General features: G+C 60.7%; 16 protein-coding genes. 4 read left to right on the top strand and 12 right to left on the bottom strand.

The window, feature by feature from the left end; translation table 11 throughout:
- Positions 1–20: 20 nt before the first annotated feature.
- The 5 genes from EKH79_RS05590 to purB all read right to left on the bottom strand — a co-directional run bounded on the left by EKH79_RS05590 (position 21) and on the right by purB (position 7,053).
- Positions 21–2,864 (bottom strand): 2-oxoglutarate dehydrogenase E1 component, encoded by a 2,844-nt coding sequence (locus EKH79_RS05590; protein ID WP_126672781.1) that lies wholly within the window; start codon positions 2,862–2,864, stop codon positions 21–23.
- Between the two features lie 248 nt (positions 2,865–3,112).
- Positions 3,113–3,625 (bottom strand): DUF7931 domain-containing protein, encoded by a 513-nt coding sequence (locus tag EKH79_RS05585; protein WP_126672780.1) that lies wholly within the window; start codon positions 3,623–3,625, stop codon positions 3,113–3,115.
- Positions 3,622–4,833 carry a cupin domain-containing protein gene (locus tag EKH79_RS05580; protein WP_126672779.1) on the bottom strand — a complete coding sequence of 404 codons (1,212 nt, stop codon included), beginning with the start codon at positions 4,831–4,833 and terminating at the stop codon, positions 3,622–3,624. Before EKH79_RS05580 ends, EKH79_RS05585 begins: the two co-directional genes overlap by 4 nt.
- 35 nt (positions 4,834–4,868) lie before the next feature.
- Complete coding sequence (locus EKH79_RS05575; RefSeq protein ID WP_126672778.1) at positions 4,869–5,618, bottom strand: sulfite exporter TauE/SafE family protein; 750 nt, start codon at positions 5,616–5,618, stop codon at positions 4,869–4,871.
- 67 nt (positions 5,619–5,685) lie between these two features.
- Positions 5,686–7,053 carry an adenylosuccinate lyase gene (purB, locus tag EKH79_RS05570; RefSeq protein WP_126672777.1) on the bottom strand — a complete coding sequence of 456 codons (1,368 nt, stop codon included), beginning with the start codon at positions 7,051–7,053 and terminating at the stop codon, positions 5,686–5,688.
- Between the two features lie 101 nt (positions 7,054–7,154).
- Here purB and EKH79_RS05565 point away from each other — a divergent pair, with 101 nt between their 5' ends.
- Positions 7,155–8,552 carry a class II fumarate hydratase gene (locus tag EKH79_RS05565; RefSeq protein WP_126672776.1) on the top strand — a complete coding sequence of 466 codons (1,398 nt, stop codon included), beginning with the start codon at positions 7,155–7,157 and terminating at the stop codon, positions 8,550–8,552.
- Between the two features lie 49 nt (positions 8,553–8,601).
- Here EKH79_RS05565 and EKH79_RS05560 read toward each other — a convergent pair whose 3' ends face one another.
- The 7 genes from EKH79_RS05560 to EKH79_RS05530 form a co-directional block, all read right to left on the bottom strand.
- Complete coding sequence (locus tag EKH79_RS05560; protein WP_158621206.1) at positions 8,602–9,165, bottom strand: DUF2884 family protein; 564 nt, start codon at positions 9,163–9,165, stop codon at positions 8,602–8,604.
- A 59-nt stretch (positions 9,166–9,224) separates the two neighbouring features.
- Positions 9,225–9,743, bottom strand: coding sequence for a hypothetical protein (locus tag EKH79_RS05555; protein ID WP_126672774.1), 519 nt, complete (start codon positions 9,741–9,743; stop codon positions 9,225–9,227).
- Between the two features lie 50 nt (positions 9,744–9,793).
- Positions 9,794–10,750, bottom strand: coding sequence for an ABC-2 transporter permease (locus EKH79_RS05550; RefSeq protein ID WP_126672773.1), 957 nt, complete (start codon positions 10,748–10,750; stop codon positions 9,794–9,796).
- Entirely contained in the window at positions 10,747–11,604 is an 858-nt protein-coding gene (locus tag EKH79_RS05545) for an ABC transporter ATP-binding protein (RefSeq protein ID WP_126672772.1), read from the bottom strand. Before EKH79_RS05545 ends, EKH79_RS05550 begins: the two co-directional genes overlap by 4 nt.
- Positions 11,601–11,975 carry a GntR family transcriptional regulator gene (locus EKH79_RS05540; protein ID WP_126672771.1) on the bottom strand — a complete coding sequence of 125 codons (375 nt, stop codon included), beginning with the start codon at positions 11,973–11,975 and terminating at the stop codon, positions 11,601–11,603. The genes EKH79_RS05545 and EKH79_RS05540 overlap by 4 nt, the downstream gene beginning before the upstream one ends.
- Positions 11,976–11,979: 4 nt before the next feature.
- On the bottom strand, positions 11,980–12,300 hold the full coding sequence (locus EKH79_RS05535; protein ID WP_126672770.1) for a hypothetical protein: 321 nt from the start codon (positions 12,298–12,300) through the stop codon (positions 11,980–11,982).
- A gap of 265 nt (positions 12,301–12,565) precedes the next feature.
- A complete protein-coding gene (locus EKH79_RS05530) occupies positions 12,566–13,219 on the bottom strand; it encodes a YidC/Oxa1 family membrane protein insertase (protein WP_158621205.1) in 654 nt (217 codons plus the stop codon).
- A gap of 111 nt (positions 13,220–13,330) precedes the next feature.
- Between EKH79_RS05530 and EKH79_RS05525 the strand changes: the two genes are divergently transcribed.
- The 3 genes from EKH79_RS05525 (at position 13,331) to smc (ending at position 17,534) form a co-directional block, all read left to right on the top strand.
- On the top strand, positions 13,331–13,633 hold the full coding sequence (locus EKH79_RS05525; RefSeq protein ID WP_126672768.1) for a YciI family protein: 303 nt from the start codon (positions 13,331–13,333) through the stop codon (positions 13,631–13,633).
- Positions 13,630–13,890 carry a BolA family protein gene (locus EKH79_RS05520; protein ID WP_126672767.1) on the top strand — a complete coding sequence of 87 codons (261 nt, stop codon included), beginning with the start codon at positions 13,630–13,632 and terminating at the stop codon, positions 13,888–13,890. The genes EKH79_RS05525 and EKH79_RS05520 overlap by 4 nt, the downstream gene beginning before the upstream one ends.
- A gap of 134 nt (positions 13,891–14,024) precedes the next feature.
- Positions 14,025–17,534, top strand: a complete 3,510-nt coding sequence (smc, locus tag EKH79_RS05515) for a chromosome segregation protein SMC (protein ID WP_126672766.1) — start codon at positions 14,025–14,027, stop codon at positions 17,532–17,534.
- Positions 17,535–17,537 lie beyond the last annotated feature (3 nt).

Genomic DNA, 17,537 nt, shown 5'->3' with positions numbered 1-17,537 from the left:
ACCGCATTCCTAAACACGTTTTATTCTGCTGAGTGATCCGGGCCGACCGGTGCAACCAGTGCCTGTTCGACCAACGCTGCCTGTTCGGCAATGTGATCGTTGAGGTGACCGGCTGCCGGAGCGGGCGAACGAGCGCGACCGGCATACGACAGGCTCTGCTTGTTGTTCACGCAAGCCTGCAAGTGATGACGGATCTGGAACCATGCGCCCTGATTCATCGGCTCTTCCTGGCACCAGATCACTTCCTTCGCGGAAGGATACTTTTCCAGTTCGGCCGTGACTTCCGGACGCGGGAACGGATAGAGCTGCTCGACACGCACGATGGCAACGTCGGTCAGTCCGCGCTTGTCGGCGTCTTCCAGCAAGTCGTAGTAAACCTTGCCCGCGCACAGCACCACGCGCTTGACCTTTTTCGCGGGCAGATCGCGGTGTTCGCCGATCACCAGCTGGAAGCTGCCGTTCGCCAGTTCGTCCAACGTGGACACCGCGAGCTTGTGACGCAACAGCGATTTCGGCGTCATCACGATCAGCGGCTTGCGCACGGGGCGCAGCATCTGACGGCGAATCATGTGGAAATCCTGCGCTGGCGTGGTCGGTACGCAGACCTGCATGTTTTCCATCGCGCACAATTGCAGGAAGCGTTCGAGACGGGCGGAGGAATGCTCCGGACCCTGGCCTTCGTAACCGTGCGGCAGATACAGCGCCAGACCGCACAGGCGATCCCACTTCGCTTCGCCGGAGCTGATGAACTGATCGATCACCACCTGCGCGCCGTTGGCGAAGTCGCCGAACTGGCCTTCCCAGATGTTGAGCGTGTACGGATCCGTGGTGGCATGACCGTATTCGAACGCCATCACGGCTTCTTCGCTGAGCAGCGAATCGATCACTTCCACGTTCGCGTCGCTACGCAGCGTCGCGAGCGGCATGAACGTGCGGCCGTCTTTCTGGTCATGCAGCACGGCATGGCGATGGAAGAACGTACCGCGGCCGGAATCCTGGCCGACCAGACGCAGGTTGTGACCTTCATCGATCAGCGTGGCGTAGGCGAGGTTTTCGGCAAAACCCCAGTCGCCCGGAAGTTCGCCGGTGGCCATCTTGCGGCGGTCGTCGTAGATCTTCGCAACGCGCGACTGCAGCGCAATGTCATTCGGAATATCAAGGATGCGGTTGGCGAGCTGGACCAACTTGTCCTTCGCAACACCCGTCTTCACCGGCGTGGCGAGTTTGTTGCCGAGGAACTGGCTCCAATCCACTTCCACGTCTTTGGTCAGCGACGGATGCAGATCGGTCATCGCGGCGCCGGCTTCCAGGCGCTCGCGGTAGGCTTCGAACTGCTTCTGTGCATCACCCTCGGCCAGCAAGCCTTCTTTCACCAGCTGCTGCGCATAGAGTTCGCGCGCGGGCGGGCGCTTGCGGATGATCTGGTACATCACCGGCTGCGTGGCAGCAGGTTCGTCCGCTTCGTTATGACCGTGGCGGCGATAGCAGACCAGATCGATGACGACGTCCCGGCGGAACTGCTTGCGGAATGCGTAGGCAAGGCGCGTGACCTGGATGACCGCTTCCGGATCGTCGCCATTCACGTGGAACACCGGTGCGTTGACCATCTTGGCGAGGTCGGTGCAGTACAGCGTCGAACGTGCGTCTTGCGGATTGGAGGTGGTAAAGCCGACCTGGTTGTTGATCACGATGTGCAGCGTGCCCCCGATCTTGAAACCGCGGGCCTGCGACATGTTGAACAATTCCATGTTCACGCCCTGACCGGCCAGCGCGGCGTCGCCGTGAATCAGCACGGCAAGCGACTGTGTGTGTTCGGTGTCCTTGCGGCGGATCTGGCGCGCATGCACGGAACCGGCAACCACCGGGTTGACGATTTCCAGATGCGACGGGTTGAACGCCAGCGCCACATGCACGCCACCCTTGGGCGTACGCACGTCGGCGGAGAAGCCCATGTGGTACTTCACGTCGCCAGAGTGGGCCGGGTCTTCCTGGTTGTGCTCGAACTTGCCTTCGAATTCGTTGAACAAGGTCTTCGGCGGCTTGCCGAGAATGTTCACCAACATGTTCAGGCGGCCGCGGTGGGCCATGCCGATCACGAGATCCTTGACGCCGTTGTCGCCGGCAGCGCGTACAACGTCATCCATCATCGGAATGAGGCTGTCGCCGCCTTCCAGCGAGAAGCGCTTCTGGCCGACGTACTTGGTGTGCAAATAGCGCTCGAGACCGTCGGCGGCGGTGAGGCCGTCCATGATGCGCTGCTTGCCGGCCTTATCCAGGCCCGCATTGCCGTTGGCCTGTTCAAGCTGGTTGTAGATCCAGTTGCGCTGGGCGTGGTCGGAGATGTACATGAACTCCGCACCGACCGTGGCCGTGTAGACACGCTTCAGGCGCGCGAGCAGCTCGCGCAGCTTCATGCGCTGACCGCCGCCGGCGAAGTTGCCGCAATCGAATTCGGTATCGAGGTCAGCGTCGGAGAGGCCGTGGAAGGCCAGGCCCAGGTCGGGCGCGTTCATCTTGTGCGCGAGGCCGAGCGGATCGAGATCGGCGGCGAGGTGGCCGCGTGAGCGGTAAGCGGTCAGCAGGCGCAGGACGCCAGCCTGTTTGCGCGCATGCTCGTCACTGACGGGCGCGGCGGCAACGCCATTGGGGCGATGCTTTTGTGCGGCCTCAATACGCGCAATGGCCGCGGTGTGGGAAACATCCCCCGACTCGCGGCCCTTGAAGGTCTTGAAGTAAATGTTCCACTCGGCGGGTACCGACTCGGGGTCGGCAAGCCATGTGTCATACAACGATTCAACGTAATCGGCGTTGCCGCCTGCGAGTTGCGAGGAATCGAAAAACTCGCGGATCAGGTTTGTGCTCACGTCACCACCGGCAAGGAAGGGAGGCCAGCAGCAAATCGCCTGATCAAGGCGGTTCGCTGGCGAAAAATCCTGTTAATTATAGCCTGGGGCTGCTGCGATGCGGCAACCTGTCTGCTATGCGAAGTTAGTCCTGGCGCGTTGCAGGAAGTGCGGGCGAATGCTGCAGTGACAAGGTCTTAGGCGAAAGTCGCGACTCAAAGCGGTTCATGCACTTAGGGCGACATCCTCAGGCTTGTTCAGCCGGCGGTTTACAAACCCAGCGGTTGCAATTGACTGGCCGGTGTGGCTCGTTCCCAGATCTGTTCGAAATCGAGCAGCAGCGGTGCCTGTCCCGGACCATCTTCCAAGGCTGCCCGACCTTCCAGCCGACTGGCGTCGGGCAGGAACAGGTAGCCGTAGGTGTCGTTGAGCAGCCAGAAAGCGGTATTGACCGGGCCGCCGTCGTCTTCGCTCGCCGGTATGCGGATCTGGATGGCGCTGGGCAGCCGTTGGGCGAGCTCGATCAGCCGGTGGCCTGCGCGCAATGCGGCGTCGGCGTCGCCCAAAACAATACGGACCTCGGCGTTGCGCCCCGACGTGGCGATGCGCCGTAGCTCCGCCAGTTCGGTAGGCGTGTTGAAGGCGTCGGCCGGTAGCGATGGCAGATGGATGGCGAGTTTGTAGCGCGCGGCGGCGAGCAATTGCAGGCGTGCGGCCGCCAGTTCGTCGCGATCCCGAACGGCGTGCGGGCCTTTGTTCTCCGTCTCGGGCGTCGTGCTCATGTGCGGCGATTCCTCAGCTTGCGAGCAATCAGATGCCCGTCGTTGACCAGCGAAAGAAGCAGCGCGCGCTCGTTTCCGTTCCAGTCGAACGGCGGCGATAGCGTGCGATGCAAACAAAGCTGTTGGGCCGAGCGAGATGTCGCCGGATAAGCGTGGCCATTCGCGAACAGCGTGTAGCGCGATCCGTTCTGCGCCCATGCGAAACGCGACCATGGATGACGAAGCAGCGATGCGCCAGCTGTCAATTGTTTCATCAGCGCCGCTTCGCTGAATGGTTTGGAAGGTGCCAGCGGCGTTTGCGCGCTGCGATAGCGGGTGATGAAGCGGCCGAACCAGTCGAGCAACGTCGCATCATCCATGCCCGCCGCAAAGGGGAGTGCGGTTCGGATGCGCTTCAACGCATCCTTGCCGATCTCGCCTGCGCGTTTGACTGGCTCCAGATCCGGGTCGGCGTAGCGCATGTCTTCCGGCAAATGCTCGGCGAGATAGTCGGCCAGATCGCCTACGAGTTCGGCTTGCGATGGTGCGCGCATGCCGACCGAATAGGTCATGCACGGGCCGCCAAATGCGACGCCATCGTGCGCAACGCCGGGTGGCAGATAGAGCATGTCGCCCACATCGAGCAGCCATTCGTGCGTGGGTTCGAAATGGCTCAGCTGCTTCAGTTCGACGTCGTTGCGGAAATCTTTCGGTGCATCGGGATCGGTGCTGATTGCCCAGTGGCGTTGTCCCAAGCCCTGCAGCAAGAACACGTCGTATTGATCGACGTGCGCGCCGACGCCGCCGCCGGGTTCGGCGTAGGAAATCATCACGTCGTCGACGCGCCAGCTGGGTAGAAAGCGGAAGTGATCGAGCAGTGCGGCGACGTCCATATCCCACTTGTCGACGTCCTGCACCAGCAGCGTCCAGTTCGCATCGCCGGTTTTCGCAAAATCGCTTTCCGCGAGCGGTCCGGTCGTGACGTGCCAGCGTTCGCGATCTTCATCGTGCTGGATCAATCGCGAGAGCGCTGCTTCTTCGCAGGCGAGACCCGCAAGATCCTCCGGGGCGACCGGCGACTGGAAGTTCGGGAATGCATTGCGAATCAGTAACGGCCGTTTCTGCCAGTAATCGCGCAGAAACTGTGCGGACGTCATGCCGAGCGGCATCTTGGGCGTGCCGCTTACTTCGATCGGCAGCGCCTTGCGGGAAGTTTTCGAGAGGGCCATTGCGTCATTGTAAACGCGAGTGCTGGCCGAGGTGATCAGCGAACGATGCGATAGAAGTTGTACAGACCCAACGTCAACACCGTGAGGCCGGCCAGCAGGGTGGTCACGCGCGGCGGCAAGCGGCGCACCAGCCACGCACCAAAGGGTGCGGCCATCACACCGCCCAGTATCAGTCCCAGCACAACGTGCAGCTTGCTTTCGCCGATGCTGAGCAGAAAGGTGATGCTGGCGGCGAGGCTGACGATGCATTTGGCCAAATGCACGCTGCCGATGACATAACGCGGTTCCTGGCCGCGCGCGACCATCGTGGTGACCGTCAGCGCGCTCCAGCCGCCACCGCCGGCGGCGTCGAGCAGGCCTGCCACAAATCCGAGCAAGCCCGTTCCCTTAGGAACGTCGTGGCGTCGTTCCTTGCGGCGTGTTGTTCGGAACAGCAGAAACAAACCCATCAACACCAGATACGGCGTGAGGAAATAACGAATCCATGTGGGCGGAAGATGCGCCAGCAACGTGGCGCCGATCACAGCGCCAATCACGCCGGGAATCGCCAACACCCAGAACAGGCGGCGCTGCACGTTGCCCGCCCACCAGTGACTGAGTCCAGAAGCGCCGCACGTGAACGTTTCTGCGTAGTGCACGCTGGCACTCGCCAGTGCCGGCGGCATGCCCATGCCCAGCAACATGCCCGCCGAAGTCACGCCATACGCCATACCCAGCGCACCATCCACAAGCTGGGCGAGCGCACCGATGCCGGCGAAAATCAGGAATTCGGAGAAAGGCGCCATGAGGCTCGTTCGAGTCGGGCAGAGGGCATCATGACAAAGGTCAGGATGCCTTGTCCGGTCCGGCCGATCAGATTCCTTTTGCCAGATCGTCGGCAAGGCCGATGTAGGTGCCCGGCGTCAGGTCCATCAGGCGCTTCTTGGCATCCGCGGGCAGCGCGAGGCCGTCGATGAACTGACGCATGGATTCGCGCGTGATGCCTTGGCCGCGCGTCAGCGCCTTGAGCTGCTCGTACGGTTCGGGCAAGCCATAGCGGCGCATTACCGTTTGCACCGCCTCGGCGAGCACTTCCCAACTGGCGTCGAGATCGGCGGCAATGCGGTCCGCATTGACGTTGAGTTTGCCCAGGCCCTTCTGCAGCGATTCCAGCGCAACGAGCGTATGGCCGAACGCCGTGCCCAGCGCGCGAAGCACGGTCGAGTCGGTGAGGTCACGCTGCCAACGGCTGATCGGCAGTTTTTCGGCGAAGTGACCGAGCAGGGCGTTGGCGAGGCCGAAGTTGCCTTCCGCATTTTCGAAATCGATCGGGTTCACCTTGTGCGGCATGGTCGAGGAGCCGACTTCGCCTGCTTTGAGCGCCTGCTTGAAATAACCCACCGAGATGTAACCCCAGATGTCGCGCGCCAGATCGATCATGATCGTGTTGGCGCGGCGCACGGCGTCGCAGTACTCCGCCACACCATCGTGCGGTTCGATCTGCGTGGTGTATGGGTTGTAGTCCAGACCCAGTTCGGTGACGAAGTGCTGCGAAAACTTGCGCCAGTCCACATCCGGATACGTGATCGCATGAGCGTTGTAGTTGCCGACAGCGCCGTTGATCTTGCCCGATACTTCCACCGCCGCCAGTTGCTTGCGCTGGCGCTCCAGACGCGCCACCACATTCGCCAATTCCTTGCCCAGCGTGCTCGGGGACGCCGTTTGTCCATGCGTGCGCGACAGCATCGGCAGATGGGCATTCGCGTGCGAAAGCTCGCGCAGCTTGGCAATGATCTTGTCCAGCCAGGGCAGCAGCACACTCTGGCGTGCGTCGCGCAGCATCAGCGCATAGGACAGGTTGTTGATGTCTTCGCTGGTGCACGCAAAGTGCACGAATTCTTTGGCCTGAGCGAGCGATGCATCGTTGCCGATGCGTTCCTTGATGAAGTACTCCACCGCTTTGACGTCGTGATTGGTGGTCGCTTCGATGGCCTTGATGCGTGCGCCATCTTCTACGCTGAAATCCGCTGCGATGGCTTTGAGCTTGGCGATCTGCGCTCCGGTGAAGGGCGGCAGCTCGGCAATGCCGGACTCGGAAGCCAGCGCGAGCAGCCATTCGATCTCCACATGCACGCGGCGGTGCATCAGGCCGAATTCGCTGAAGATGGGGCGCAACGCCTCGGTTTTGCTGGCGTAGCGGCCGTCCAGCGGGGACAGGGCGGTGAGGGCGTGGGTGGACATCGGGCAGCTTCCGGGGGATCAGAATTGGCTATTTTACATTGAGCAGCCTCTAACGTTTGCAGGCTTATAGTTACCCAGTCCCCTACGCACGAGACGCAACCATGAGCGGATTCCGCATCGAGCACGACAGCATGGGCGAACTGAAAGTCCCCGCCGATGCCCTTTACGGCGCGCAAACACAGCGCGCGATCGACAACTTCCCGATTTCCGGCCTGCACTTGCCGCGGTCTTTTATCCGCGCGCTCGGTCTGATCAAGGCCGCCGCTGCGGAGGCGAATCTTGCGCTCGGTTATCTGAAGAAAGGGCAGGCGGCAGCGATACGCAAAGCGGCGTTGTCGGTGGCGGACGGTCAGTTCGACGATCAGTTTCCGATCGACATTTTCCAGACCGGCTCGGGCACCAGCACCAACATGAATGCCAATGAGGTGATTGCGCACGTGGCGGCGAAAGGTGGCGCCAAAGTGCATCCGAACGATCACGTGAACTATGGGCAAAGTTCTAACGACGTGATTCCCACCACGATCCACGTCAGTACGACGCTGACCGCACATGAAGAGTTATTGCCCGCGTTGAAGCATCTGAAACGCGTGATCGACAAGCGCGCGCATGAGCTGCGCAATGTGCCCAAGACCGGACGCACGCATTTGATGGATGCGATGCCGGTGACTTTCGGTCAGGAACTCTCCGGGTGGTCGGCACAGATCGATTCGGCCATCGAGCGTATCCAGGACAGCCTTAAGCGCATGCGCCAGTTGCCGCTCGGCGGCACGGCAGTCGGTACGGGTATTAATGCCGATCCCAAATTCGGTGCCGGTGTAGCGCGCGAATTGAAAAAGCTCACAGGTGTGCGCTTTGATTCGGCAGGCAACTATTTTGAAGGCATGGCTGCGCAGGATGCTGCCGTTGAACTGTCGGGTCAGCTCAAGACGCTGGCCGTCGCTTTGATGAAGATCGCCAACGATCTGCGCTGGATGAATTCCGGACCGCTCGCAGGGATCGGCGAAATCGAGCTGCCTGCGTTGCAGCCGGGTTCGTCCATCATGCCCGGCAAGGTCAATCCGGTGATTCCGGAAGCGACAACGATGGTGGCAGCGCAAGTGATCGGCAACGATGCATCGATCACCATCGCTGGGCAGTCGGGCAATTTTCAGCTCAACGTGATGCTGCCGTTGATCGCCTACAACTTGCTGCAATCGATCCACATTCTCGCCAACGTCTCGCGGTTGCTGGCGGACAAGGCGATTGCGGGCTTCAAGGTGAATGCCGAGCGCGTCAATCTCGCATTGGCGATGAACCCGATTCTTGTGACGGCGTTGAACCCGGTGATCGGTTACGAAAAGGGCGCCGCGATAGCCAAGCAGGCGTACAAGGAGAAGCGCCCGATCATGGATGTGGCGCTGGAAAAGTCTGGTCTGTCGAAAGAAGAGCTGAAGAAGTTGCTCGATCCGCGCGCACTCACCAAAGGCGGCATCCACGGTGGCGGTGGCGGGGGCGGTTGAGTGAGTATTGAAAGCGATGCCGCCTTCCGGGCGGCATCGACGATGAGCGTCAGTCGTTCGTCCCGTTCATGCAGTCTTTCGCATCGCCGGCGCCAATGATGTTGCCATACGGCTTGAACGCGGGAAGCTGCGGGGTGAGTTGATTCTGAGCGGCCTGGATGCCGCTGACATCCTGGCAGATCTTCCTGGCGGCTTCCTTGACCAGCTTGGCTTTGGCGTCAACGTCTTGTTGAATCTTGTCGGGATCGCCGCTGGCCAGTCGCGTCGCCACACTCTTGAGTGCCTGCGCACCGACTGCGGCACCGGCCTTGCCGGTCGCAATGCCGTCGGTGCGGATCGCATAGGCGTTTTGATAGTAGGACTTCAGCAACTGGCGTTGCGTGTCGTTGATGCTCACGCTTTGCTGGTCGATCAGCAGATCACCGTTCTCGCTGATCGTGGCGTCCGGCGAGCCGTCGACACGCAATACCACATGGTCGTTGTTCAACCGGATGTGTCCATTGGCCATGTTGGTCGAGCCGTCGATAACGATCACATCGTTGTCGGATTTGCCGCTGCATGCCGCAATGAACAGGCATGCCGTCAGTAGTCCAAGCGCGAGCGTGCTTTTCATGAGTGCGTGACCTGTTGTGCCGATGGGTTGACCTGACGTTGCCGGGTGACTCATTCGCCCTAGTCGTCGTCCTTATCGCACGACTTTTTCTCGTCGTTGAAAATCTTGCCATACGGCTTGAAGTCGGGAAGCTGCGCGGCCAGCTGATTTTGGACGTTCTGTACGTTGATCTGGTCCTGACACATCTTCTTGCCCAGCGTTTTCAATTGATCGGCGCCACTTTCAGCGTCCTTGTCGGTCTCATCCTTGGACTTGCCGCTCAATTTATCCTGCAGCGCATTCTTGCCCATGCCCGCGCCGACTTTGCCCATTTCGACGCCGGTGTCGTGCACATCCGCTACGTTCTCGTAATAGAGCACCAGCAGTCCCTGCTCCGGTGGTGTGGTGGTGATCGTCTTGTCGCCGATCTGCAGTTCGCCCTTCGCATTGATGATGGCATTGGGCGCGCCATCGACGTGCAGGGTCACGACGTTATCCCTCAACGTGACAGCGCCGTTCGCCATGGTGGTATCTGGCATATCGCAAGCGCCCAGAAGAACACACAGCGCTGCAAGAAGAATCGTTCCTTGGTACTTCATGATGCGTTCCCCAATCAGATCATGGTTTGCTATGTGGCAAGTGTGCGACTTCAGTTGTCGTGGCGCCAGCGGCGGAACCAGATGGCGACCGCGATCATGGCGACTCCGGCAAGAATTCCGATCCACGCATCCGGGGCTGCCAGTGTCGCGTAATTGTCCACCAATCCCAGGTGATCGAGCGCAGTCACGGGGTGAAGCGAATCCGACGAAAATTCGAACCAATTGGCCGGACGCAGACCGAACAGCAGGCGTGCGGTGACGTGCGAGAAGTACCAGCTTGGGCTGAGTTGCGCCAGGCCGATGATGTGCAGCCACCATACGATCAGATTGCTTGCCAGCGGAACCAGCAGCGCCCAAAGGATAGGCATGCTGCGTGCGCAGGCAGAACAGAGCATCAGCCAGCCGATGGTCGGGAGTGCGCACAGCGCATACAGCGGGATCAGCGCGATGATGTCAAAGGTGACGTGGATGGGATGCGCTGCACCGAGTACATGCCAGACGCTGAACCCGTGGATCTCGCAAAGGAGCGTGCCCAGAATCAAAAGCAGCAATCCAAACACGATGCCTATGATCGTCGCGATGACCGGGGCCACGACAGTGGCGCTGAAAACCTTCGAAACCACCGTTTTCCAGCTGGAGATCGGCAACGATTCCCAGAACAGGATGCTACGGTCCTTGCGATCGTCGTAAAGCGAGCCAAGGCAGTAAAAGAACACCACGATCGCCATGATCGCCAGCACGGTCGCCGTGCTGCCGCAGATGACCGCGTCGAGGAACGTGCCTGCGTGCTGCAGGTCCTGCGCAGACATTTGACCATCCGTGGTGATGCCCATATTCGAATCATTCAAGGGGAACTGGGCACTAAAGCGATGCCCCATGATCTCGCCGCCAATGATCGTCATGATCGCGATGGTGAGGAACGCGGCGGCCGTTATGGCCGGCGCGCGCAGGAAACCACCGCGGTGTTCCCAGAATTCGCGCTTCACAAGCCAGTAGAGGGTTTTCATGCGTAAGTCCCCTTCATGGTGGCGACGAACAGATCACTGACCGACGGTCGGCGAATTTCGCCCAGTTCAGCCAGTCGCGATTGGTCGGCGCCGTCGAACAGGAAAATGCTCTTGCCGAACACCTGTCGTTCGTCCAGTGGATTCAATTGACGTGCCGTGGCGGCCTTGTCGGCGCTTACCATCACTTCAGCGAAGCGATCGCCCAAGGCTTCCATCTCGGTGTTCAGGACGATTTTTCCGTCGCGGATGAACATCAGATCAGTGAGGATGTTTTCGATTTCCTCGACCTGATGCGTGGTGACGATAATCGTCTTGTTATCGTCGAAATATTCTTCAAGCAGACTTTGATAGAACTGCTTGCGGTAAAGAATGTCCAGTCCGAGCGTGGGCTCATCCAGCACCAACAGTTTGGCATCGATAGCCATCACCAATGCCAGATGCAGCTGGACGATCATGCCCTTGGACATCTGTCGTACCCGTTGACCGGGAGTGAGCTTGGTGCGCGCGAGAAACGCTTCGCACTTGGCGCGATTGAAGCGCGGGTGAATGTTGGCGACGAAGTCGATTGCTTCGCTGACACGAATCCAGCGCGGCAACACGGCGACGTCGGCGATAAAGCAGACCTGTTCCATCAGCTTGTCGCGCTGACTGCGCGGATCCATGCCCAGCACATCGAGCCGGCCCTGGAAGTCAGTGAGACCGAGGATGGCTTTGAGTGCGGTGGTTTTACCGGCGCCGTTGGGACCGATAAGGCCCACGATGCGACCGGCGGGTATCTGGAAACTTACGTCGTCCAGCGCCACCGTATTCTTGTAGCGCTTGCTCAGACCGCTGGCGGTGATGACCGCATTCATGACTGATTCTCCGAATCCTGGGGCGCTTCGCGCATCAGGGTTTTCAGGTCCAGACCCAGGCGCTGCAAACGTGCGAACAGTGCAGGCCATTCCTCTCTCAGGAAGCGCTCACGCTCGGATTTGAGCAGCGCCTCGCGGGCTCCATCGATGACAAACATCCCCAGCCCCCTCCTTTTTTCCACAAGTTGATCGTCGACCAGTTCCTGGTACGCCTTGGAGACGGTGAGCGGATTGATCTGAAAGTCCGCTGCAACCTGGCGTACTGACGGCAGCGGGTCGCCCTCGTTCAAGGCGCCGTCCAGGATCATCGCCACTACGCGTTCGCGTAGTTGGCGATAGATCGGGACGCTGTCGTTCCAGGTGATGGACATGGATTTATTCCTTGCTGATGCCGGCGAACTTGGCGGTGCCAAACGAATAGTAGGGCATGGACAGTTGCGCCCCGAGAAGGCTGGCCGTGCTTTCCACGTGGCCGGCGATCGGCGAGTTGACGAAGGTCAGGCTGGCCGTTGCCAGCAATGCAGCGGCGCGTTCGTCGGCAGCCGTCGGGTGGACGAAGACGGGTGCCAGGTCGATGACCTTTGCGCCATTGATTTCGGTGACATGGTCTTTCGGGGTGTTCGGGCTCAGAGCGAGCAGGCTGACCGTGGTAAACAGAACCGCGGCGGTTAGGGCGATCGGGTTCGGTGCTTTCATGACGGCTCTCCTTAGTGATCTCGTGGACCGGTGTTGTAGTGGACTATAACACCATCTTCGAAGCTGTCAACGACCGCGTGCTATGACTGATGGCCTAGAGGGCTATGACATCCAGAAAATGGCTTCAGACCGGGCTTTGGCGGGTGATCTAGAACGAAATCGGACCCACTTCCCAGCGTGTGAAAGCATGCTCGCGAGGCGTTTTGGGCGGCAGCGGACGATGTCAGGGATTGCTCCTGACAGGTATCACCCGCTGCCAGGGTGCCTAACGCCCTGGAGAAGAGGCCGGTTTCGACCGATTAATGCGCTGGCGCAGCAGGGCGGCCTGAAGCACGCCCACACCAGCGCCGCCGGCCCAGTACAAACACAGTCCGGCGCTGAGATGCCATGTCACGAGCAGCGTCACGATCACCGGTAGCCAGTGGACCGCGGTTCTGGCCTGCTCGGACATCGCGGGGTTGAGCGCAATGGCCGCACAGCTCATCAGCGTGACGATGATGGCTAGCCACGCGTCGGGCCGAGCGAGCTTGCTTACCCACAGGAACGAGCCTGCACCCGCAACGCTTTGACGAATCGCCGCATAGATGCCGGCACCCAATGGCGCCTGCACGATGGCAGTGAGCATGCCGCTACCCAATCCGCTGGTGACGCCGTGTTGGCGATAGAGCGATTGCGTGGCAGTGGCGTATGCCGATGGATCTTTGGCGTGGCGTTCGCGCAGCCGGTCGAGTTCCGGCTTCAGCTTCAACAACTTGGCTTGCCGATGCCATGCCTGTTCCGCGGCGTGCAGCGTCATCGGCAACAGGATCAACCGCACCGCTACCGCCATCGCGATGACGGCGAGGCCATAACTGCCATCGAGCGCATGAGCCAACTGCGCAAGCAGCCCCGCGATGCCATTCACAAACGTCGACCACATGCCAGCATTCCTTTTGCCAGGTATCTGATGCAGCCAATTGGGCTCGGCCAAGAATGATTCAAGGCAGCGCAGTGGGCTAAGATCACCGATTGCCTGAGGGAGTTCGAAGACATGTGGTACGCCATCACGGGCACGGATCATCCGGATTCGCTCGATCGCCGACTGGCCGCACGCGGCGCGCATCTGGCGCGGCTGGAGAAGCTTCAACAGGAAGGGCGTCTGCTGCTGGCCGGCCCGTTCCCGGCCATCGATAGCGATCAGCCAGGCCCCGCAGGCTTCACCGGCAGCCTGATCGTCGCCGAGTTTTCCTCGCTGGCAGAGGCCGAGCACTGGGCGAAGGCTGACCCGTATATCGAGTCCAATGTCTACGCGAGTGTCAGCGTGAAGCCGTTCCGCAAGGTATTGCCGGCATGACGGCAGCGATGGTCGAACAAATTCGCCATCGTCTGGACGCGGCGCTGCATCCGGTCGAGCTGGAAGTGCTGGACGAAGGCCACAAGCACGCCGGTCACGCGAACGAAGGGAAGGGGCATTTCCACGTGCGCGTGGTCAGCGAGCAGTTTGCGGGCGTGCCGCCGATCAAGCGCCACCGACTCGTCTACGCCGCACTGGGCGAGCTGATGGACAACGGCATTCACGCGCTTTCCATCGATGCAAAAGCGCCAGATTGATACGAATCAATCGGTTGGATCATGTTCTTCAGGTCACACGAATCTCCAAACGCATTGCGATGCTGTCATGTGTTTGGCACAGTGACCCGTCGCCCACGCCGGTGGGCTATCACCTTTTGAGCTGCTGACTCTGCATGCGCCTAACCACGATCAAACTCGCCGGGTTCAAGTCCTTCGTCGATCCGACCACCTTGCATCTGCCCACCAACATGACCGGTGTGGTCGGACCAAACGGTTGCGGCAAGTCCAACATCATCGACGCCATTCGCTGGGTGATGGGCGAGAGCGCGGCCAGCCGCCTGCGCGGTGATTCGCTGACGGACGTGATCTTCTCCGGCTCGAATGCGCGCAAGCCGGTCGGCCAGGCGACGGTCGAACTGATCTTCGACAACGCCGACGGCACCATTCAGGGCGAATACGCGCAGTACGCCGAAATTTCCGTGAAGCGCCAGGTCACGCGCGACGGGCAATCGGCGTACTTCCTCAACGGCGGGCGTTGCCGCCGTCGCGACATTACGGATCTGTTCCTCGGCACCGGCCTGGGCCCGCGCAGCTACTCGATCATCGAGCAGGGCATGATCAGCCAGATCATTGAAGCGCATCCGGAAGAGTTGCGTACACATCTGGAAGAAGCCGCCGGCATTTCAAAATACAAGGAACGCCGCAAGGAAACCGAAAGCCGCATCAAGGCAACGCGCGAAAATCTCGACCGCGTGCGCGACGTGCGCGACGAAGTCGACAAGCAGCTCGAGCATTTGAATCGTCAGGCGCGCGCCGCTGAACGTTGGAAAGCGTACAAGGAAGAGCAGACGCGCAAAGAAGCCGAACTGCGCGCGCTCGAATACCGCGGACTGAAAAGTCAGCACGACGGACAGGGCGAAGGGCTCTCCGCCGCGGAAATCGCCATCGAAAAGCATCTCGCCACACAGCGCCAGATCGAGGCGCAGATCGAAACGGCGCGCGAACGTCATACCGAAGCCAGCGAACATCTGAACTCGGTGCAGGGCGAGGTCTACAAGGTCGGCGCCGAAATCGCGCGCGTCGAACAGCAGGTTCGCTACAACCGCGAAACCGCGGAACGCCTGCAGCGCGCGCAGCTCGATGCCGAACGCGAGCACAGCGAACTTGCTTCGCACATTGCCACCGATCGCGACCAGGTAGAAACCTTGCGGATGGCGCTCGCCGAAGGCGATCCCAAGCTCGAAACACTGCGTCAAATGCAGGACGAAACAGCCGAGTCGCAGCGCGAAACGGAAACCAAGCTTGCCGATTGGCAGCAACGCTGGGATACCTATACGCGCACCGCCGGTGAAGCGAGCCGCGCCGCTGAAGTGGAGCGCACCAAGCTCGGCTATCTCGATCGTCAATCGATGGACCTATCCAAACGCAAGGAAACACTGGACACCGAACAGAAGGCCACCGACGTTGCCGCGCTCGATGCCGCCGCCGATCAAATGCACGTCGAACACGATACTCAGCGCGAACGCGTGGAATCGCTCGGCGGCATGCTCGATCAGCACAAACTCAGCTACGAAAAAGTGCTTGATGAAGAACGTCAGGTGCAGTCGGTTCTTAACGAAGCGCGTCAGCAATTGCAGACGTCTCGTGGCCGCCTGGCTTCGCTGGAAGCATTGCAGCACGCCGCATTGGGTCAGGAAGAAAGCGCTGCCAGCAGCTGGCTGTCGAAGTTTGGCCTCGACAAAAAGCGTCGTCTGGGCGAAGTGCTGCAAGTGGAAGCGGGCTGGGAAACGGCGGTCGAGACGGTGCTGTCGGGCTTTATCGACAGCGTGCTCGTCGACGGCGCGCACGATCTGGCGCGCGACTTTCCCGGTATCGATAACGCGGATGTCGCGTTGCTCGATGAAGCGGAAGGTGGTGCCGCCACGGCGGGAACGCTTGCTGCGCACGTGCGCGGCCCCGTTGCCGCAACGTCCATCCTTGCTCACGTACTGACCGCTGAAAACGTCGATGAAGCGCATCAGCGCGTTTCCGGTCTTTCTGCGCTGGCGCCGTATCAATCGGTCATCACGCGCACCGGCGAATGGCTGGGCCCGGGCTGGGCGCGTGTGCGTCGTGCGCAGGGCAATCAGGTGGGTGTGCTGGCGCGCGAGCGCGAAATTCGCGTGCTGACCGAGCAGGTCGAAACGCTGGAAGCACAAATCCAAGAAGCGACCTCGACACTCGATACGTTGCGCACCAACAAATTCGAAGTCGAGCGCTCCCGCGATGACGCGCAGCGCGAACTTTACAACGCGCACCGTCGTCAGTCGGAACTCGCCGGTCAGTTGCAGAGTCATCGCGGCAAGGTTGAAACGGCACGTGCACGCGCCGAAAAGGTAGCCGGCGAAGTCAGCGCGTTGATCGAACAGATCGAGGAACTCCAGACGCAAACGCGCGACGCGCGTGCAAGGTTGGATGAGTCGGTCAACAACATGGGCGATCTCGAAGACCAGCGCCGCGAGCTCGAAAACGAACGCCGCGCACTGCTCGAAGCACGCGAAGAAGCGCGCATGAATGCGCGCGACGCTGCGGATCAGGCACACGCGCTTGCACTCAGTATCGAATCCAAGCGTTCGTCGCTGACGTCGCTGGAGCAGGCGCTGGCCCGCATGGACAGCCAGATTCGCCAGATCGACGCGCGCCGCACTGAAATTGCCGAACAGCTCGCCGCGGGTTCCGACCCCATTGCCGAACTGGAAGCCGAGCGTCAGACGTATCTGGATCAGCGTCTGCTGGTGGATCGCCAGCTCGTCGACGCGCGCCGCGCGCTCGAGGATTGCGATATCGAATTTCGCAAGCTGGAACAGCAACGTCACAACGTCGAGCAAGAACTCAACGGCTTGCGCGAGAGTGTTTCCGAGAAGCGTCTTGCTGCGCAGGCGTTGCAGATGCGTGCGGATCAGCTCGCGGAGGCCATCGCAGCTTCCGGTCTTGAGCTGGAAACTTTGCTGGCGGAATTGGCCGAAGATGTGGACGCTGCGCAATGGCGTCAACATCTTGCCGATCTCGGTCAAAAGATCGCGCGACTGGAACCGGTCAATCTCGCCGCGATTCAGGAGCATGCCGAACAAAGCGAGCGCAAGACCTATCTCGACACGCAGCTCGCCGACTTGACCAGCGCGATGGAAACGTTGGAAAACGCCATCAAGAAGATCGACCGCGAAACGCGTCAGCGCTTCAAGGAGACCTTCGATCGCGTCAACGCGGGCGTGCAGGAATTGTTCCCGCGCTTGTTCGGCGGCGGTCACGCTTATCTGGAATTGACCGGCGACGACCTGCTCAGCACGGGCGTGTCGATCATGGCGCGGCCGCCGGGTAAGCGCGTATCGAACATCACGCTGCTTTCAGGCGGTGAAAAGGCGCTGACGGCGGTATCGCTGGTGTTTGCGATCTTCGCGCTGAATCCTGCACCGTTCTGCTTGCTGGACGAAGTGGACGCGCCGCTCGACGAAGCGAACGTGGGCCGCTTCTCGAACATGGTGCGCGAGATGAGCGAAAAGGTGCAGTTCATCTTCGTGAGCCATAACAAGGCCACCATGGAGGCGGCCAGCCAGCTTTGCGGCGTTACTATGCGCGAGCCGGGTGTTTCGCGTCTTGTGCAGGTCGATCTTGCCGAGGCCGCCAAGCTGGCCGGCGCCGCCTGAGGA

The organism is Dyella dinghuensis (assembly GCF_003977615.1).
Taxonomy (GTDB): domain Bacteria; phylum Pseudomonadota; class Gammaproteobacteria; order Xanthomonadales; family Rhodanobacteraceae; genus Dyella_B; species Dyella_B dinghuensis.
This window is presented reverse-complemented; position numbering and strand designations above follow the sequence as displayed.